We start from the raw sequence: 18926 nt of genomic DNA, 5'->3' as shown, positions 1-18926 counted from the left end.
TGAAAGGGGGCGCATGTTCATGCTGACTGAGGAAAACCTGCGTCTTGGCGGTGATGCCAGCCAACGTGCCGCATTCATCACGCTGGGCGGGGAGCTCGCCAAGCTGAATCATCCTGCATGCCCCGATGTGGATTGGGCACGTGTGCAGCAACTGACCATCGAGCTGTTTCGCGAGAACGGAGTGGAGCTGCAAGCGGCCGCTGCCTTCGCTCTGGCTCATTCGCATCTGCACGGACTCGCCGGTATGGGCGATGCGCTGTGTTTGCTCAATCGGCTGCTCGCCCAGGGCTGGGAGCGCCTGTGGCCCCCCGCACTGCCGGCTCGCCTGGAGATACTGGCCTGGCTATTCACCCAACTGCAGCCGCTCTTTCGACAACAGGAACTGACCCGTGCCCAGTTGCCGGAACTCAGCCGGCTTGATGATGAGTTGCGTCAGCTGAGTGAACGACTGCAGATGCAGGTTCAGATGCCGCTGGTGCCTTTGCAGGCCTTGTGCAAACAGTTGCGCAGTGCGTTACAGCGATTGACAAGTGATGTCACAGAGGGAACGCCACCCCTGGCAGCGCCGGCAGATGAGGCAGTGGCCGTCACTCGTAGGCCTGTGGGCGCGAGTTCAAGAGCAAGCGCTGCGCCGGCCTTTATCGTGCTCAAGCTGGATGCCACGGAGCCTGGCGCCGGACCCGTTGCACAGCGGGCGCTGAGGTCGTTATGGCTTTGGCTACTCGTGCTGATGATCCTGCTGGCCGGGCTGTTCGGCTGGTGGGTAAAAGAGAGCGCGAGCGCCCAAACAGAGTGGCTGTCGCCTGCGGTGTTTTCAGCGACGGCGCCTGCGCAGCAAGCCAAGAATCTCACGCACCTCGACAACCTGGTGCTGTTTCCGCCGGGCCGCGCCGAACTCAAACCCGAGTCGACCAAAGTCCTGGTCAACAGCCTGATCGACATCAAGGCGCAACCGGGTTGGTTGATTGTCATCACCGGGCACAGCGATACCTCTGGCGATCCAGAACGCAACCGCGTGTTGTCACGGCAGAGGGCCGAGGCCGTGAAACAGTGGATGCAAAGCGTGGGCGACATCCCCGACAGCTGTTTTGTCACCCAGGGCAAAGGCGCTGAACAGCCGATTGCGGATAACCAAACCGAGAGTGGACGCCGCAGCAATCGGCGTGTCGATATTCAACTGGTACCGTCGGTGGGAGCCTGTACCTCGCCAGTGCATTGAGCCGATCATTCTCAATTCGCGGCCCGCGGCGGCGCGCTGATCAGTGAGGGTTGAGCTGCTACTGCTCGATCCCTGCCATCGCGGCGAGTACCCCGACAATCTGTTCGCACCGCCCAGCCGCAAGGCTCCCGCCTGATCATTGCGGTGCTCGACGTCGTAAACGCGAAGTGGGGCAGGGGAACCCTGCGGCCGGACGTGGTAGCGCCGACGCCAGGCTAGGTATGAAACGAGAGATGACGAGCCGGAGATTTACGACGGATGTCGATGCTCTCTGGTCTGTGGGCGGGTAACATGGGGCGCCATTCGTCGGTTGATTGGCGGGTGAAGTCCGGCAAGTCCAGGCGTCATGCGGCGTGAGAAAGAGCGGGTATCGATAGGCGGTTTTCTTTGTTAGTGGCCTTTAAAATCAATACGTTATGACACAAAGAAAAATCATCCACGTCGATTGCGACTGCTTCTACGCCGCCATCGAGATGCGTGATGACCCGAGCCTGGCCGGTCGTCCGCTGGCTGTTGGCGGTTCGGCCGAGCGGCGTGGGGTGATTGCCACCTGCAACTACGAGGCGCGTGCCTATGGTGTGCGTTCGGCGATGTCGTCGCGGCATGCGCTGAAACTGTGCCCGGATCTTCTGATCGTCAAACCGCGCTTCGAGGTCTACCGCTCGGTCTCTCGTGACATTCACGGCATCTTCCGCCAGTTCACCGACCTGATCGAGCCGCTGTCGTTGGACGAGGCCTATCTGGATGTCAGCGACTCGCCGCATTTCGCTGGTAGCGCCACGCGCATCGCCCAGGAAATTCGTCGCCGCGTGGCGCAGGAGCTGCACATCACCGTGTCGGCTGGCGTCGCGCCGAACAAGTTTCTGGCCAAGATCGCCAGCGACTGGCGCAAACCCAACGGGCTGTTCGTGATTACCCCGGATCAGGTCGATGATTTCGTGGCTGAGTTGCCGGTGAACAAGCTGCATGGTGTCGGCAAGGTCACGGCTGACAAGCTGACGCGCCTGGGCATTCGTACCTGTCTGGATCTGCGCGACTGGAACAAGCTGACGCTGGTGCGCGAGTTCGGCAGTTTTGGTGAGCGCCTGTGGCGCCTGGCCCACGGCATCGACGAACGTGCCGTGCAGGTGGACAGCCGCCGCCAGTCACTGAGCGTGGAGAACACCTACGATCAGGATCTGCCGGATCTGCAGAGCTGTCTGGAGAAACTGCCGGCGCTGCTCGAGGAGATGAACGGCCGCCTGCAGCGTCTGGACGCCAGCTATCGACCGGACAAGCCTTTCGTCAAAGTGAAGTTTCATGATTTCACCCAGACCACTCTGGAGCAGGCGGGTGCCAGTCGGGATCTGGAAAGCTATCGGCTATTGCTGAGCAACGCTTTCGCCCGCGGCGACAAGCCGGTGCGCCTGCTCGGGGTGGGCGTCAGGCTGCATGATCTGCGCGGGCGGCAGGAGCAGTTGGAGCTGTTTGCGTAGGTACTGTTGTGGGAGGGGCTTTAGCCGCGATCATCGATAAAGACGTCGCCGCTGAAGCGCCTCCCACAGAATATCCACGCGGCTCGATTATTGCGGCCAGAGACGAATGGGTTTGCCGCTGGCGGGCCACAGCTGCAGCTGGCCGATTTCGTTGAAGTCCCAGCGCTGCACTTCAGTCAAGGCCGCGAGGAAGCGCTGCTCCTGCTCCATCAACGAGGGTGCGCACATCTTGCGGGTGCTGCCCGGGGTTTCGAAACGGACGGCGTCATCTTTCAGCGTGTAGCCGGCGAACCAGTGGTTGCAGCCAGCATGCCCGTGAGCGCGACCGTCAGCGGCAAAGGTGATGGTCAGGTGGCTGCGGTCGATCAATGGGCGTTCGCCGATCCATTCCACCTGGTAGCTGCGTTCGGTTTCCAGCTGCGGGGCGTCGCTGGCGCAGCCGACCAGTGTGGCGGCGAGCAAGGCGAGGGGCAGGGTGCGGTACATGGTGTCAGGCCTCCTGGCAGGTGCGGCATAGGTGGCGGCCAGCGTCGTTGCGCCAGCCCAGTTCGGCGATGCGGGCCTCGGCGGCCGGAGCATGCGCGGCCTTGCCGAGCGCGGCATCGACGGCGAATTCGAAATCCAGCTGCTTGCCGCAGCTGTCGCAGTTCACTTGCCAGTTGTGAATGGCCAGCTCCTTGAACTGCGGGCCCTTGCACACGGCCAGCCATTGACCGGGCGGGTTGATCAGGTGACGAACCTTCTCCACGTCAAGGCGCATGTGCAGGTCGCGGCTGCCCTTGAGGGTGACCAGCAGCACGTCGTTGGCCTTGATCGAGCCACCGTTACCGGTCACCTGGTAGCGACCCGGTGCCAGTGCGCGGCACTCGGTGAGGGTGTGTTGCGGGTTGAGCAGGGAATAACGGAAATCGTGTTCGGCCATGGGTCCTCCAGATCAGCCGGCATGCTATCACGCGCCGGCCTTGACCTCATTGCTCGGCTGGCCGGCGAGCCAGGCGGCGATGTTGTCCAGGGTGGTGCGGGCGATGGCGTCGAGCGCTTCGTGGGTGAGAAAGGCCTGGTGCGCGGTGACGATGACGTTGGGAAAGCTCAGCAGGCGGGCCAGGGTGTCGTCCTGCAAGGGCAGGTCGGAGTGATCCTCGAARAACAGTTCCGACTCCTCCTCGTAGACGTCCAGGCCCAGGTAGCCGAGCTGGCCGCTTTTCAGCGCCTTGATCAGTGCCGGTGCGTCGACCAGCGCGCCGCGGCCGGTGTTGATCAGCATCGCACCACGTTTCATCTGAGCCAGACGTGCAGCATCTATCAAGTGGTAGCTGTCGTCAGTCAGCGGGCAGTGCAGGCTGAGGATGTCGCTGCTGGCGATCACTTCTTCGAGAGCTGCCTGGCGTGCGCCGAGGTCACCGAGCCCGGTCAGCGGGAACGGATCGTGGATCAGTACCTGGCAGCCGAAGCCGTGCATGATGCGGGCGAATACCTGGCCGATCTTGCCACCGCCAACCACGCCGACGGTCTTGCCATGCAAGTCGAAGCCGGTCAGGCCATGCAGGGAAAAATCCCCCTCGCGGGTGCGGTTGAACGCGCGGTGGATGCGCCTGTTCAGCGCCAGTACCAGGGCCACGGCGTGTTCGGCCACGGCATGCGGCGAATAGGCCGGTACGCGCACCACTGGCAGACCGAGGCGCTGCGCGGCTGTCAGGTCGACATGGTTGTAACCGGCCGAGCGCAAGGCGATCAGGCGCGTGCCACCAGCGGCCAATTGCTCCAGTACCGGCGCCGACAGGTCGTCGTTGATGAAGGCGCAGACCACTTCGCTGTCTTTGGCCAGCGCCACGCTGTCGCGGGTCAGGCGCGACTCATGAAACCGCAGGTGCCATTCGGGCGAGCCGTTGGCTGCCAGGAAGGACTCGCGGTCGTAGGTTTTGCTGCTGAACAGGCAGATACGCATGGCGGCTCCTCAGGCGCTTTGTGCCGCCGCTTCGGTCAAGCGCGCGATTGCTGCGTCCAGTTCGTCCAGAGCGCGCTGGGCCTCGGGATCATCCTGTTTGAGCAACGTCTCGCTGCGTTGGCAGGCCATGCGCAGTTGCGGCACGCCGCAGTAGCGCGTGGCACCATGCAGGCGATGCACCCGCTCGATCAGTGTGGTGCGTTCGCCGGCATCGCGTGCCTGGCGGATGGCCTGGCGGTCACCGGGTAGGCCGGCAAGCAGCATAGTCAGCATGTCCGCCGCCAGATCGGCTTTGCCTGCTGCCAGGCGCAGGCCTTCTTCCGCGTCGAGCACCTTGGGCTGCGGTTGCGGCGCAGCAACCGGTGCGACACTGAGATTGGGCTGGTTGCGCAGATTCAGCCCCGTCCACTTGAGCACCACCTGGGCCAGTTGGCGTTCGTTGATCGGCTTGGTCAGGTAGTCGTCCATGCCGCTCTGCAGCAGGGCGCGTTTCTCGTTGGCGAGGGCGTGAGCGGTGAGGGCGATGATCGGTGTGGCACTGCGGCCCTGTTCGCTTTCCCACTGACGAATCGCTTCGGTGGCTTCGCGGCCATCCATGCCGGGCATCTGCACGTCCATGAACACCAGGTCGAAGCTGTCGCGCTGTATCGCTTCTATCGCCGCGTAGCCGCTGTCCACGGCGGTAACCTGAGCACCGAGGTCATCGAGCAGGGTTTGTACCAGCAGCAGGTTGGCCGGGTTGTCGTCAGCGCAGAGGATTTGCGGGCGACGCGTGTTGCTGATAGTGACCGACTCGCTGGCCGGGCGTTGCGGGCTGACCAGCTCCACCAGCGCCTTGTACAGTTTGCGTGTGCAGGGTGGCTTGGCCTGCAGCTGGGCATAGGCATCGGGCAGCGAGTCGTGAAACAGCCCCAGTTCGGTGGTCGGGCACAGCACCAGGGCCTTGCAGCCGAGCCGCTCGAGCTCCTGGATGCGCTGGCCGAGGGTGTCGGGCGGTAGCTGGCTGGCGGTGATGCCAAGAACAGCCAGGCTCAGCGCTTGTTCGTGGTTCTGCCGCTGCTTCACTGCATCGAAGAGTTGGTCGGGGTCGGCGAAGCTTTCCACCTCCAGGCCGCAGTCTTCGAGTTGATGGGTCAGCGCCTGGCGCGCCAGCTCGTGGCTTTCCAGCACGGCCACGCGGCGGCCCTGGAAGACGGCACGTGGCAGGTCTTCGGCGTCGTCGCGGGCCTTGGGCAGGGTCAGGGTGACCCAGAATTCGGAGCCTTCGCCCGGCGTGCTGTCGACGCCGATCTCGCCGCCCATCTGCTCTATCAGGCGCTTGGAGATAACCAGGCCGAGGCCGGTGCCGCCGGCTTGGCGGCTGAGTGAGTTATCGGCCTGGCTGAAGGCCTGGAACAGCGCGCGCAGGTCCTCATCCGACAGGCCGATGCCGGTATCCATTACGCTGATGCGCAACTGCGCGCTATCGGGACTTTCGTCCTCGACCATGGCGCGCATGACGATGGTGCCTTCGCGGGTGAACTTGATCGCATTGCTGACCAGGTTGGTCAGGACCTGCTTCAGGCGCAACGGATCACCGCGCAGGGCCAGCGGGGTGTCGCGGTAGATCAGGCTGACCAGTTCCAGCTCTTTCTCGTGGGCAGCCGGTGCGAGGATGGTCAGGGTGTCCTGCAGCAGATCGCGCAGGTTGAAGGGAATGGATTCGAGCATCAGCTTGCCGGCTTCGATCTTGGAGAAGTCGAGCACCTCGTTGATGATGCCAAGCAGGCTGTCGGCGGACTTTTCGATGGTCGACAGGTAATCCTGCTGGCGCGGGCTCAGCTCGCTCTTCTGCAGCAGGTTGGTGAAGCCCAGGATGCCGTTGAGCGGCGTGCGGATCTCGTGGCTCATGTTGGCCAGGAACTCGGACTTGATGCGGCTGGCTTCCAGAGCCTCCTTGCGCGCGAAGTCCAGCTCGATGTTCTGGATCTCGATGGTCTCGAGGTTCTGCCGTACGTCCTCGGTGGCCTGCTCGATGCTGTGCTGGAGTTCTTCCTGTGCGTTCTGCAGGGCTTCGGCCATGCGGTTGATACCGGCGGCCAGCTCGTCCATCTCATGACTGCCCAGCGGTGGTAGACGGGTTTCCAGGTGGCCGTCCTTGAGCTGGGCGACACCGGCCTTGATCTGGCGCAGTGGCTCGTTGATGCTGCGGCCCATGCGCAGGGCGAGCAGGGCGGTGACGGCAAGGCCGCCGGCGATCAGCAGCAGGCTGGCGAACAGGCTGCGGTAGCCGCTGAGCAAGGTGCCCTGATGCGAAAGCTCCAGTTCGACCCAGCCGAGCAGTTCCAGCTGGCGGTCCTCGGCGAAGTCGTCGTTGAGCACCAGGTGCTGGTCGTAAACCGGTAGCAGAAAACGCGTGGCGTCTTGACCGCTGAGCAGGCTGACGCCCGCCTGGCCGCTGGGTGATGGGTTGAGCATGCTGGGCCCGGCGTGTGCCAATGACGTGCGCTCGGGGCTGAGAAAACCCACCGCGCGCACATCAGGGTGCTCCAGTGCCTGCTGAGCGATGCGCTCGAGTTTTTTCAGGGCGTTCTGTTCCAGCGCGGGGGCCGCCAGGGGCGCCAGGTGTTCGATCAGCATCTCACCGCGCTGCAGCAACTGCGTCTGCAAACCGGACAGCTGCACCCAGGTGAAATAGCCACCCAGCACCAGAGCCAGCAGGCTGGTGGGGAACAGGGTGAGCAGCAGCACACGGCCTTTGATGCCTAGATCCTTGAACACGACGTTCCTCCTGAGTGACGTTCCGGCAGTGTAGCGATTCAGCGCTCCGGAATCTGTAGGTGAGCGATTGTCGTTTAGTAGGTAGAATTGTTCTCATTCTGCCTCGTCGGTTCTCTCCATGAATGCCAGCTCCGCTTCTCCAACCCGAATTCTCGCTGTCGAGGACGACCCGCTGCTTGCCAGTCATCTGCAATCTCACCTGATGGCCCGTGGTTTCGACGTGACCCTCAGCCATGACGGCAGCGATGGGTTGCGCTTGGCTGAGAGCGAGGATTTCGATCTGATCCTGATGGATATCCTGCTGCCCGGCACCAATGGCCTGGTGGCGCTGCAGCAATTGCGTCAGCGCCGCAGTGTGCCGGTTCTGCTGATGTCTGCGTTGGGCGATGAACAGAACCGCATCGCCGGTTTCAGTCAGGGCGCCGACGACTATCTGCCCAAGCCCTTCAGCCTGGGCGAGCTGAGCGTTCGCGTGGATGCGATCCTGCGGCGTGTCGCCTATGAGCGCCGCGAGCCGCAGTCGAGTGCAGAAGGCAACGGTTTGCAGTTCGACGAGGGACGCAGCGATGTGGCGTTCCGTGGTGACTGGGTCGGCCTGACGCCCAGCGAATACCGGGTGCTGGAGCTGCTCTGGCGACACAAGGACGAGGCCTTGAGCAAGCCCTTCCTTTATCAGCAGGCGCTGCGCCGTGCCTACGCCCAGCACGACCGTAGCCTGGACATGCACGTCAGCCATATCCGTCGTAAATTGCAGGCCGTCGGCTACGAGGCGACGCGTGTCGATACCGTCTGGGGCAAGGGCTACATCCTGACGCAGGCCGGGGTATGAACCTGCCGGGGCGACATTCGCTGCTCTGGCGGCTGGCCGGAGCGCTTGCACTGTTYTGCCTGTTGCTGGTCAGTCTGCATGTGGATGTCGGCCGCGTGCTGATCGATGCCACGTCCTACTTGCCCGAGTCCACCCGGCAGACGCTCAAAGGCTATGCCCGGGAGGCGGAAACAGCGTGGCGCGAGGAGGGCGCAGCAGGCGTCGATGCCTTTGTGCAGCGGCTGCAGGAGCGTGAGCAGGTCTGGGCCGTGGTGGTCGACCAGCACAAGGACTCGCTGTCCTCGCAAGCCTTGACGGCCGAACAGGCGCAACGCCTCGATTTCGTGCGCAGGCTGGAGTTCCCGGTAGGGCGGCCAGGCGGCACACCGACTTTTTACATTCCTTTCAGCGACGGCAATGCCCGGCTGGTCATGGAGTTGCCGCAGCGGTTGAACCCGCGCAAGTACAACGAGCTATGGGAGTTGCTGCTGCAGCGCGTGCTGCCGGCCGTGCTGGCTGTGGTCGTGGCCGTTCTGCTGTATCGCCTGCTGATCGCTCCGCTGGCGATCCTCAGGCGTCAGGCCGCGGCACTCAGTGCAGGCGACCTGTCTGCTCGGCTCGGGCCGCAGGTGACGCAGCGCAAGGATGAGCTGGGAGAGCTGGCACGAACCTTCGACCATATGGCCGAGCGCCTGCAGGGCACCGTGGCGTTCCAGCGCCAGCTGCTGCGCGACCTGTCCCATGAACTGCGCACGCCGCTGGCCCGCTTGCGTGTGGCGGGGGAGAGCGAGCAGGACGTCGAGGCCCTGCGTCAACGCCTAGCGCGTGAAGTCGAGGAAATGGAAAAACTGGTCGGCGATGCCTTGGAGCTGGTCTGGCTGGACACCGAACGGCCCAGCTTGCCGCTGGAAGAGGTGGACATCGTCAGGCTCTGGGATGTGCTGCGCGAGAACGCCGGCTTCGAGACCGGCTGGCCCATCGAGCGCATGCCCTGCGAGCTGCCGGCCGATTGCCGGGTGCTGGGCAACCTCAACGGCCTGGCGCAGGCGCTGGAGAACATCCTGCGCAATGCCATTCGCCACTCGCCTGAGGGCGCAGTGGTGCGCCTGGCCGGACAGCGCGATGGTGGGCAATGGCTGTTGTGGATCGAGGATCAGGGGGCCGGTGTCGCCGAGAGCGAGCTTGAGACCATCTTCCGTCCTTTCACCCGCCTTAGCGCGGCCCGTCCGGGGGGGGACGGCTTCGGCCTGGGGCTGGCCATTGCGCGCAGCATGATCGCGACTCAGGGCGGGCATCTGTGGGCGGAGAATGCCAGGCCCGGTCTGAGGCTGAAGCTGCGGCTGCAAAGTGTATAGTTCGTAAATTAGATTTACTCTCAAATGTAAATTCTTACTATTTGCGTCTGATCCGACAGGGCCGGCAAGTAGTAGCGCTTCTTTTTCTTCCTAGTGCTCGCTCTCGATGGCGTGTTGTCCATCCGAGGCTTTGCCACGGCCCTTTCTAGTTGTCTCGGCCATCACATGCCGGCTGCTCGCGCTGATCACGGCGGAGCCTGCCGCCGATGTTCCGAGATGGGTCAGCCAGCGAAGCCTAAGTCCGGGGGAGTGCAGGGTTCGAGTGCCTGTGCAGGACGGCCGCTGGAAACAAGCCGACAACTCGATTTACCTTGATCACTGGGAGCAATCCACATGTCACTCAACCAGCGACGTCTCGCTGCATCGTCTCGGCCTCTATTCAACAAAACCCTGCTGGCTGTCACGCTGGCCTCGCTGGCCTGTTCGGCGGGTGCCGACGAGAAGGCCGAGCAACTGGAGCTTGGGGCGGTAGTGGTCACCGCCACAGGGTTCGAGCAAAGCGTCAAGGATGCTCCCGCCGCCATCACGGTCATCTCCGCAGAAGAACTGAAGAAACGCTCCTATACCGATATCACCGACGCGCTGAAGAACGTGGCCGGGGTGCAGATTGCCGGTGGCGGTGTGGAGCGCTCGATCCAGATCCGTGGCATGACCTCGGGCTATACGCTGTTTCTGATCGATGGGCGGCCGATGCAGGGCAACGATTCCTTCGGCCTCAACGGTACGCAGAACGGTACGCCGATCAATTTCCTGCCACCCATCGAGGCGATCGAGCGCATCGAAGTCATTCGTGGCCCAGCTTCGTCCTTGTATGGCTCCGATGCCATGGGCGGGGTGATCAACATCATCACCAAGAAAATCCGCAACGAGTTCGCCGGTAGCATCACCACCGAGTACAGCCTGGCCGATAGTGCCAACAAGGTGAACGAGGACGGTTATCAGACCAGTGCCTATCTGAATGCGCCGCTGATCGAGGATGTGCTGGCCCTGCAGGTCAATGGTTCATTCCTGCACCAGGACGAAAGCCATTTCCTCGGCAGTGACGACAGCGCTGCCTCCGATCCCAGGTATAGAAGAAGCAACCTGGGCGGCAAGCTGGGCTGGAACATCGACGAGCAGAACCTGGTCACCTTCAACTACAACGAGGCGCTGCAACGCCGTTGGGCCAATCCGGGCAAGAGCATCGACGTGGCCGACGAGCCGAGCTACAACGAGTCGATCCTCAAGACCTACGCCATTACCCATGAAGGGCGTTACGACAACCTGCTGCTGGACACCTACGTCAACTACGACACCTCGGAGAACCCGACCCGTGTCAACGCCAATACCGGCAATGGCATCGAGTACAACGTGCTGACGGCCAACACCCAGGCGACCTATTTCCTCGGCTCCCATGCACTGACAGGTGGCCTGACCCACAAGTACGAAGAGCTCAAGGACGGTGCCAGCAGCGGCCTGCGTCCGCCGGTCGTGCCGGTTGCCGATGCCGTAGTGGAGATGGAGCGCTACCAGAACTCGATCTTCCTGGAAGACAACTGGAGCCTGACCGACGACCTGTCGCTGACCTTGAGTGCCCGCTATGACGACAACGAGGCGTTCGGCAGCGAAGTCAGTCCCAAGGTCTATGCCGTCTATCACCTGACCGAGAACTTCACCCTCAAGGGCGGCGTGACCTCCGGTTACAAGGCGCCCAGCCTGCGCCAGGCCGCAACCGATTTTGGCTCCAGCTCAAGAGGCGGCGTAATCATCGGTAACCCCGAACTGACGCCGGAGACCAGCCTCAACCGCGAGATCGGCATCGGCTACGAAAACTTCGATCTGGGCCTCAACACGACCCTGACGGTCTATCAGACCGACTACAAGGACAAGATCAACCGCACTGGCCGCGTCTGCCAGCCGAACGCGCCCTGCGTATACAACGGCACCACCTATCCGGCGCACCAGTATGGCTACACCGCCTACGAGAACGTGGACGAGGCAGAGTTGAAGGGCGTGGAGTTCACCCTCGATTACCAGCTGCTCGATAACCTGATGTACCGCCACAGCTACACCTACACCAGCACGGAGCAGAAGACCGGCCAGTACAAGGGCGAGCCACTCAACGACATGGCCAAGCACATGCTCAACGTGTCATTGGACTGGCAGGCCACGGACAAATTGAACCTCTGGACCCAGCTCAACTACCGGGGCGAGACATCCGGTCGTTGGCAGACCGGTACCAGCGGCGCGTCCAGCAACGGCGTGACCTACCCGTCCTATACCTTCGCCGACGTCGGTCTGGTGTACAGGCCGACCAGGGATCTCAGTCTGAAGTTCGGCGTGTACAACGTCACCAACAAGGAAGTCACCACCGAAGATGACTATGCCTACAACCTCGATGGCAGGCGGTACGTGTTCGGCCTGACGCAGAACTTCTGATCCGCAGCGCCTTAACCAGGCCGCCCAGGAGCCTCTCCGGGTGGCCTTTGCCGCCAGCTCCTGGCGCGTTGCCACGGCATTGCACCGAACATGACGGACACTCAAAAAGCGAGGAAAGCGATATGACGCTGTTCAAGCGTACCCTGACGAACTTGCTGTACCTTGGCGCGCTGATGTGCGCCGTGTCGGCCGCCCAGGCCGCCTACCCGCTGGCCATCGAACATGGCCAGGGCAAGCTGACACTGAACGAGACGCCCAAGCGCGTCGCCGTTTTCGATCTGGGCGTGCTCGACACGCTCGACGCCCTTGGCATCGCCGCTGCTGGCGTGCCGCAGATGGCCGGGCCGGCTTACCTGAAAGCCCAATACGCAGGGCGCGAGAGCGTCAACATCGGTACCCTGTTCGAGCCGGATCAGGCGGCATTGGAACGCCTCAAGCCTGACCTGATCATCATTGGCGGTCGTTCCAGTAATCAGTTCGAGACGCTTTCGGCACTGGCGCCGACCATCGATCTGAGCATCGCTCCCGACCAGTTCCTGGCGGGCGTTCAGCGCAATCTGCGGGTGTTGGGCGAAATCTTCGACAAGCAGGAGCAGGCTGCGCAACTGCAAGCGCAACTGAACAAGGAGCTGGCTGCGGTTCATGCCAAGTCGGCCGGCCTGAGTTCGCTGACGCTGTTCACCGTCAACGATGCGCTGATGCTGCACGCGCCGGGCGAGCGTTTCGGCATGCTCAACGAGGTGCTGGGTACTCGCTCGGTGGTCGAATCGGTGGATCCGGCGAGCGTGGCGCAGGGGCGCCCAGCGCCGGATTCGCCCGAGGCCAGGCAACTGCGCGAGCGGCAGAAGGTGCGCCTGGAGGCAGCGTTGCAAGAACAGCCGCAGTGGCTGGTGGTCCTCGATCGTGGTGCGGCGACCGGTGGCGAGGGCAAGGCCGACGAAACCCTGGGCAAGCATGCCGGTATAGCAGCCAGCAAGGCCTGGATCGATGGCAAGGTGTTCTATCTCGAGCCGGCGACCTGGTACATCGCCACCGGTGGCTACCAGGGGCTGATGAGCACCCTGAAGGCTTTCGCTGCCGCGCAATAACAGAAGTGGCATAAGGCCCGGATGCAGTCCGGGTCACTGCCAGACAATCCCGGATTGCATCCGGGGCAAGGCTCGATCACGCCCTGCAACCGATCATGGCGTGATGAAGCGACGGGTTCGGCGTATCATGATGCCCCTTCGCGTCAGTCTGGATTCGAGCGACCCATGACCCTGCAATTCCCCACCATTGCCGACTGCATCGGCAATACCCCCCTGGTACGCCTGCAACGCCTGGGCGGTGAAACCAGCAACACTCTGCTGGTCAAGCTGGAAGGCAACAACCCGGCCGGTTCGGTCAAGGATCGTCCGGCACTGTCGATGATCAACCGCGCCGAGCTGCGTGGCGATATCCAGCCTGGCGATACCCTGATCGAAGCCACCAGCGGCAATACCGGCATTGCCCTGGCCATGGCGGCGGCGATCAAGGGCTACAAGATGATCCTGATCATGCCGGACAACTCCACAGCCGAGCGCAAGTGGGCGATGACCGCCTATGGTGCCGAGCTGATCCTGGTCAGCAAGGAGGAGGGCATGGAGGGCGCTCGTGATCTGGCCGAGCGCCTGCAGGCCGAAGGGCGTGGCAAGGTGCTCGACCAATTCGCCAATGGCGATAACCCCGAGGCGCACTACAGCGGTACCGGCCCGGAAATCTGGCGCCAGACCGGCGGCACCATCACCCACTTCATCAGCTCCATGGGTACCACCGGCACCATCATGGGCACCTCGCGCTACCTCAAGGAGCAGAACCCGGCGATCCAGATCGTTGGTCTGCAGCCGCAGGAAGGCTCGGCCATTCCCGGCATCCGTCGCTGGCCGCAGGAGTACCTGCCGAAGATCTATCAGGCCGAACGTGTCGATCAGGTGATGGACATGGGCCAGGCCGAGGCCGAGCACGTCATGCGGCGCCTGGCGCGGGAAGAGGGCATCTTCTGCGGCGTTTCGTCCGGCGGTTCGGTGGCCGGCATGCTGCGCCTGTCGCAGCAGGTGGAAAACGCGGTACTGGTGGCGATCATCTGCGACCGCGGCGACCGTTACCTGTCCACCGGCGTTTACGAAGAACCGGCGCACTGATGGCCAGACGCAGCTCCAACCTGCGCTTTCAGCCCAGCGGCGGCAGCCGTGCGGCGCAGGTCCCGGTCGGCAAGAAGCAGAAGCTCGCCATCGAGCGTCTGGCGGGTGACGGTCGCGGCATCGCCTTCGAAGGCGGGCGCACCTGGTTCGTCAGTGGCGCTCTGGCCGGCGAGCAGGTCGAGGCGCGAGTACTCAGTGCCCGCAGTCAGACCGTAGAGGCGCGAGCCGAACGCATCATCACCGCCAGCAGCGAGCGCCGTGCGGCGCCCTGCATTCACGCTGACCGCTGCGGCGGTTGCAACCTGCAGCACATGCCCCATGCCGATCAGTTGGCCCTGAAACAGCGCACGCTGGCCGAGCAGCTGTCACGCCTGGGCAGTGTGCAGCCGGATGAGTGGGCGGCGCCGCTGGCCGGTCCTGAATTCGGCTATCGCCGCCGCGCGCGTATCGCTGTGCGCTGGGACGCCAAGGCGCGTGAACTGCAGGTCGGCTTCCGCGCAGAGGCCAGCCAGGACATCGTCGCCATCGATGAGTGTGCGGTGCTGGTACAGCCTTTGCAGCCTGTTTTCCGCGCGTTACCTGCGTTGCTGCGCAGCCTGGAAAAACCGCAGGCAGTCGGGCACGTGGAACTGTTCAGTGGTACTGCCGAAGCGTTGCTGTTGCGTCACACGGCAGTGCTGGCGGCGGCTGATCTGAGTCGCCTGCGCGCATTCTGCAGCGAGCATCGTGCGCAGCTGTGGTTGCAGGGTGAAGGGCAGCCGCAGCCTGACGATCCGTCTGCCGAGCTGGGTTTTGAGTTGCAGCGCTGGCAACTGCAACTGGCCTATCGGCCGGGTGATTTCGTGCAGGTCAATGGTCTGGTCAACGAGGCGATGGTCGCCCAGGCGCTAGACTGGTTGGCAGTACAGCCTGGCGAGCGAGTGCTGGATCTGTTCTGCGGCCTGGGCAATTTCGCCCTGCCGCTGGCGCGTCAGGCCGCTGAAGTGGTGGCGGTGGAGGGCGTCGAGGCGATGGTGCAGCGGGCCGCTGGCAACGCGCACGACAATGGCTTGGACAATGCGCACTTTTTCCGTGCCGATCTGTCCAAGCCGCTGGCCTCAGAGGCCTGGGCGCGTGGCGGTTTTACCGCGGTGCTGCTCGACCCGCCACGCGATGGCGCGTTGCAGGCGGTGCGTGGGATGAGTGAGTTGGGCGCGCGGCGCCTGGTCTACGTCTCCTGCAACCCGACCACCCTGGCGCGCGATGCGGCCGAGCTGGTGCAGCAGGGCTATCGCCTGCGCCGTGCCGGGATTCTCGACATGTTTGCGCAGACGGCGCATGTCGAAGCCATGGCGTTGTTCGAAAAGATTTAGCGGTAAGTGGCACGTTCGGTGTCACAGGGACGTACAGGAGGTACGTTCTTTCAGTTAATCCGACCGGCTCATAGAAGGCCGGCGACTGCTCGGTGCGACTTATGCGCGCCGTAGGGAAGGTAAGACGATGGTTCAGGTGAGAGCGCATCAGCCAGTCAACGATGACGGCAGCATCAATCTCGAGGCCTGGTTGGAGCATGTCACGCGCGTCGATCCGGCGCTGGATCGTCAGGCGCTGCAAGAGGCCTGCGAGTTCGCCCGTGATCTGGAGCAGCAGGCCAACACCACACCGCATCACTGGAGTGAGGACGCATCGACATTCCGCGCCGGTCTCGACATCGCGGAAATCCTCGCCGATCTCAAGCTCGATCAGGATTCGCTGGTCGCGGCGATCATTTATCGCGGCGTGCGTGAAGGCAAGATCACCCTGGCTGCAGTGCACCAGCGCTTCGGTCCGGTGGTGGCCAAGCTGATCGAAGGCGTGCTGCGCATGGCGGCGATCAGCGCGAGTATCAATCCGCGTGAATCGGTGGTGGTCGGCTCGCAGACGCAGGTCGAGAACCTGCGCAAGATGCTGGTGGCCATGGTCGATGACGTGCGCGTGGCGCTGATCAAACTGGCCGAGCGCACCTGCGCCATTCGCGCGGTCAAGGAAGCCGACGAAGAGAAGCGTCAGCGCGTGGCGCGCGAGGTGTTCGACATCTACGCGCCGCTGGCCCATCGCCTCGGTATCGGCCACATCAAGTGGGAGCTGGAGGATCTGTCCTTCCGCTACCTGGAGCCGGAGCAGTACAAGCAGATCGCCAAGCTGCTGCACGAGCGGCGTCTGGACCGCGAGCAGTACATCAACGACGCCATGGCCCATCTGCGCCAGGAGCTGGAAGCCACCGGCATCAAGGCCGACATCAGCGGCCGGGCGAAACATATCTATTCGATCTGGCGCAAGATGCAGCGCAAGGGCCTGCAGTTCAGTCAGATTTACGACGTGCGCGCAGTGCGCGTGCTGGTGCCGGAGGTGCGCGACTGCTACACCACCCTGGGTATCGTGCACACCCTGTGGCGGCACATTCCCAAGGAATTCGACGACTACATCGCCAACCCCAAGGAAAACGGCTACCGCTCCCTGCACACCGCCGTACTCGGCCCGGAGGGCAAGGTGCTGGAGGTGCAGATTCGCACCCACGCCATGCACGAAGAGGCCGAGCTGGGCGTGTGCGCGCACTGGCGCTACAAGGGCACCGACGTCAAATCCGGCTCCAACCACTACGAAGAGAAGATCTCCTGGCTGCGTCAGGTCATCGAGTGGCACGAGGAACTGGGCGATATCGGCGGCCTGGCCGAACAGCTGCGCGTCGATATCGAGCCGGATCGGGTTTACGTGTTCACCCCCGACGGTCACGCCATCGACCTACCCAAGGGCGCCACGCCGCTGGACTTCGCCTACCGCGTGCACACCGAGATTGGCCACAACTGCCGGGGCGCCAAGATCAACGGCCGCATCGTGCCGCTGACCTACAGTCTGCAGACCGGTGAGCAGGTGGAAATCATCACCAGCAAGCAGGGCACGCCCAGTCGCGACTGGCTCAACTCCAACCTGGGTTATGTCACCACCAGCCGCGCACGGGCGAAGATCGTCCACTGGTTCAAGCTGCAGGATCGCGACCAGAACGTCGCCGCCGGCAAGCAGTTGCTCGAACGCGAGCTGGCGCGCCTGGCCCTGGTCGGTGCGGACTTCGACAAGCTGGCCGAGAAGGCCAACCTGAAAACCGCCGAGGATCTGTTCGCTGCCTTGGGCGCCGGCGACGTGCGCCTGGCCCATGCGGCCAACCTGGCTCAGCAACTACTCGAGCCGGAACGCAGCAACGAGCAACTGGAGCTGATCCCGCGCAAGGCGCAGGGCTTCAAACCGGGCAAGCGTGGCGATATCCAGATCCAGGGGGTCGGCAACCTGCTGACGCAGATGGCCGGCTGTTGCCAGCCGCTACCGGGCGACCCGATCGTCGGTTACATCACCCTCGGCCGTGGCGTCACCATTCACCGTCAGGATTGCCCGACGGCGTTGCAGCAGACTGCGCGCGAGCCGGAGCGGATGATCCAGGTGAGCTGGGGTCCGGTGCCGGTACAGACCTACCCGGTGGAAATCGTCATCAAGGCCTACGACCGTTCCGGTCTGCTGCGTGACGTGACCCAGGTGCTGCTCAACGAGAAGCTCAACGTGCTGGCGGTCAACACCCGTTCGAACAAGGAGGACAACACCGCCTCCATGTCGATCACCGTGGAGATTCCAGGGCTCGATGCCCTTGGCCGCCTGCTGGCGCGTATCGGTCAGTTACCCAATATCATCGAGGCGCGTCGCCACCGCGTATCCTAGGCTTCGTACGGAAAGTGCCTACGCTCGGTGATGCTGCGTTGAAATCGCTCTCAGAATGCTCATTTACAACACGTAAACTCGAATGCGAGCCCAGTCCGTTCTTCGAGCGATTTCGCGGGGCCGCCATCGGTATTGCCTGACCTTCGCTCGACGACTTTTCGTACAAACCCTAGCGAGAGCTTTCATGTATCGACTCGACGACCTGCTGCACCTGATGGCGCGTCTGCGCGATCCGCAACACGGCTGCCCGTGGGATCTCAAGCAAAGCTACGCGACCATCGTGCCCTACACCCTGGAGGAGGCCTACGAGGTCGCCGACGCCATCGAGCGTGGCGACTTCGAGCATCTGCCGGGTGAGCTCGGCGACCTGCTGTTCCAGGTGGTCTATTACAGCCAGCTGGCGCAGGAAGAGGGGCGCTTCGACTTCGCCCGGGTGGTCGATGGCATCACCCGCAAGCTGATTCGTCGCCATCCGCATGTGTTTCCCGATGGTGATCTGTATGGCGCGCCGGATGCGGCGAAGCTGGAGGAGGCGGCGGTCAAGCAACGCTGGGAAGAACTCAAGGCACAGGAGCGCGCCGAGAAGGCCGCTGCGCCCGAGCAGCTGTCCTTGCTCGATGACGTACCGAGCGCGCTGCCGGCGCTTTCGCGTGCGGCCAAGCTGCAGAAGCGTGCAGCCCAGGTCGGTTTCGACTGGCCCGAGGCACTGCCTGTGGTGGACAAGGTGCGCGAAGAACTGGACGAAGTGCTCGAAGCCATGAGCGAGAACGACGCCGATGCGGTGGCCGAGGAGATCGGTGACCTGCTGTTCGTCGTCACCAACCTGGCGCGCCACTTGAAGGTCGATCCGGAAGCGGCATTGCGCGCGGCCAACGGCAAGTTCGAGCAGCGCTTTCGCTTTATCGAACACAGTGTGCGTGAGGCCGGGCGCAGCATGGACGGTTGCTCGCTGGAGGAACTGGATGCGCTGTGGGGCGAGGCCAAGAAGCTGGAGAAGCAGGCGCCTGGCTGTTGATGGATGCCGCCCGGATTGTATTCGGGTTGCGGCTTGGCTTTCGGGCTGG

Annotated in this window: 14 protein-coding genes; 10 read left to right on the top strand and 4 right to left on the bottom strand. The window is 63.3% G+C overall.

Going from position 1 to position 18926, the window contains the following annotated elements:
- Positions 1–13 precede the first annotated feature (13 nt).
- Positions 14–1219: an OmpA family protein gene (locus INS93_RS20675; RefSeq protein ID WP_192985335.1), complete on the top strand. Its 1206-nt coding sequence runs from the start codon at positions 14–16 to the stop codon at positions 1217–1219.
- A 416-nt stretch (positions 1220–1635) separates the two neighbouring features.
- On the top strand, positions 1636–2694 hold the full coding sequence (gene dinB, locus INS93_RS20670) for a DNA polymerase IV (RefSeq protein ID WP_192985334.1): 1059 nt from the start codon (positions 1636–1638) through the stop codon (positions 2692–2694).
- A gap of 87 nt (positions 2695–2781) precedes the next feature.
- Here the strand turns inward: dinB and INS93_RS20665 are convergent, their stop codons facing one another.
- From INS93_RS20665 to INS93_RS20650, 4 genes are read right to left on the bottom strand one after another with little or no spacing between them, the layout of a single operon-like run.
- Positions 2782–3180, bottom strand: a complete 399-nt coding sequence (locus tag INS93_RS20665; RefSeq protein ID WP_192985333.1) for an META domain-containing protein — start codon at positions 3178–3180, stop codon at positions 2782–2784.
- A 4-nt stretch (positions 3181–3184) separates the two neighbouring features.
- Positions 3185–3616, bottom strand: coding sequence for a hypothetical protein (locus INS93_RS20660; protein WP_160018405.1), 432 nt, complete (start codon positions 3614–3616; stop codon positions 3185–3187).
- A gap of 27 nt (positions 3617–3643) precedes the next feature.
- Positions 3644–4639: a 2-hydroxyacid dehydrogenase gene (locus tag INS93_RS20655; RefSeq protein WP_192985332.1), complete on the bottom strand. Its 996-nt coding sequence runs from the start codon at positions 4637–4639 to the stop codon at positions 3644–3646.
- A gap of 9 nt (positions 4640–4648) precedes the next feature.
- Positions 4649–7399 (bottom strand): response regulator, encoded by a 2751-nt coding sequence (locus INS93_RS20650; RefSeq protein WP_192985331.1) that lies wholly within the window; start codon positions 7397–7399, stop codon positions 4649–4651.
- 118 nt (positions 7400–7517) lie between these two features.
- On the opposite strand from INS93_RS20650, the gene INS93_RS20645 reads away from it, so the two are divergent.
- The 8 genes from INS93_RS20645 (at position 7518) to mazG (ending at position 18877) form a co-directional block, all read left to right on the top strand.
- Positions 7518–8228, top strand: a complete 711-nt coding sequence (locus INS93_RS20645) for a response regulator transcription factor (protein ID WP_192985330.1) — start codon at positions 7518–7520, stop codon at positions 8226–8228.
- A complete protein-coding gene (locus tag INS93_RS20640) occupies positions 8225–9562 on the top strand; it encodes a sensor histidine kinase (RefSeq protein WP_192985329.1) in 1338 nt (445 codons plus the stop codon). The genes INS93_RS20645 and INS93_RS20640 overlap by 4 nt, the downstream gene beginning before the upstream one ends.
- A 333-nt stretch (positions 9563–9895) precedes the next feature.
- Positions 9896–11980 carry a TonB-dependent receptor domain-containing protein gene (locus INS93_RS20635; protein ID WP_192985328.1) on the top strand — a complete coding sequence of 695 codons (2085 nt, stop codon included), beginning with the start codon at positions 9896–9898 and terminating at the stop codon, positions 11978–11980.
- A 122-nt stretch (positions 11981–12102) separates the two neighbouring features.
- A complete protein-coding gene (locus INS93_RS20630) occupies positions 12103–13068 on the top strand; it encodes a siderophore ABC transporter substrate-binding protein (protein WP_192985327.1) in 966 nt (321 codons plus the stop codon).
- Positions 13069–13233: 165 nt separating this feature from the next.
- A complete protein-coding gene (gene cysM / locus INS93_RS20625) occupies positions 13234–14139 on the top strand; it encodes a cysteine synthase CysM (RefSeq protein WP_017677484.1) in 906 nt (301 codons plus the stop codon).
- Complete coding sequence (gene rlmD / locus INS93_RS20620) at positions 14139–15491, top strand: 23S rRNA (uracil(1939)-C(5))-methyltransferase RlmD (RefSeq protein ID WP_192985326.1); 1353 nt, start codon at positions 14139–14141, stop codon at positions 15489–15491. The genes cysM and rlmD overlap by 1 nt, the downstream gene beginning before the upstream one ends.
- Before the next feature lie 127 nt (positions 15492–15618).
- On the top strand, positions 15619–17862 hold the full coding sequence (relA, locus tag INS93_RS20615) for a GTP diphosphokinase (RefSeq protein WP_160018389.1): 2244 nt from the start codon (positions 15619–15621) through the stop codon (positions 17860–17862).
- Positions 17863–18046: 184 nt separating this feature from the next.
- The gene (gene mazG / locus INS93_RS20610) at positions 18047–18877 is read left to right on the top strand and encodes a nucleoside triphosphate pyrophosphohydrolase (RefSeq protein ID WP_192985324.1); all 831 of its coding nucleotides are present in this window, start codon (positions 18047–18049) and stop codon (positions 18875–18877) included.
- Positions 18878–18926: the final 49 nt, after the last annotated feature.

The organism is Pseudomonas sp. EggHat1 (assembly GCF_014892995.1).
In the GTDB taxonomy this organism is placed as follows: domain Bacteria; phylum Pseudomonadota; class Gammaproteobacteria; order Pseudomonadales; family Pseudomonadaceae; genus Aquipseudomonas; species Aquipseudomonas chaetocerotis.
Note: the sequence above shows the minus strand (reverse complement) of the source record. Positions and strands in the feature narration are given on the sequence as shown.

Excerpts from the sequence above, each read along its gene's own strand:
- INS93_RS20675 (WP_192985335.1), top strand. The coding sequence starts at position 14 with ATGTTCATGCTGACTGAGGAAAACCTGCGTCTTGGCGGTGATGCCAGC.
- dinB (WP_192985334.1), top strand. The coding sequence starts at position 1,636 with ATGACACAAAGAAAAATCATCCACGTCGATTGCGACTGCTTCTACGCC.
- INS93_RS20665 (WP_192985333.1), bottom strand. The coding sequence starts at position 3,180 with ATGTACCGCACCCTGCCCCTCGCCTTGCTCGCCGCCACACTGGTCGGC.
- INS93_RS20660 (WP_160018405.1), bottom strand. The coding sequence starts at position 3,616 with ATGGCCGAACACGATTTCCGTTATTCCCTGCTCAACCCGCAACACACC.
- INS93_RS20645 (WP_192985330.1), top strand. The coding sequence starts at position 7,518 with ATGAATGCCAGCTCCGCTTCTCCAACCCGAATTCTCGCTGTCGAGGAC.
- INS93_RS20635 (WP_192985328.1), top strand. The coding sequence starts at position 9,896 with ATGTCACTCAACCAGCGACGTCTCGCTGCATCGTCTCGGCCTCTATTC.
- INS93_RS20630 (WP_192985327.1), top strand. The coding sequence starts at position 12,103 with ATGACGCTGTTCAAGCGTACCCTGACGAACTTGCTGTACCTTGGCGCG.
- cysM (WP_017677484.1), top strand. The coding sequence starts at position 13,234 with ATGACCCTGCAATTCCCCACCATTGCCGACTGCATCGGCAATACCCCC.
- rlmD (WP_192985326.1), top strand. The coding sequence starts at position 14,139 with ATGGCCAGACGCAGCTCCAACCTGCGCTTTCAGCCCAGCGGCGGCAGC.
- relA (WP_160018389.1), top strand. The coding sequence starts at position 15,619 with ATGGTTCAGGTGAGAGCGCATCAGCCAGTCAACGATGACGGCAGCATC.
- mazG (WP_192985324.1), top strand. The coding sequence starts at position 18,047 with ATGTATCGACTCGACGACCTGCTGCACCTGATGGCGCGTCTGCGCGAT.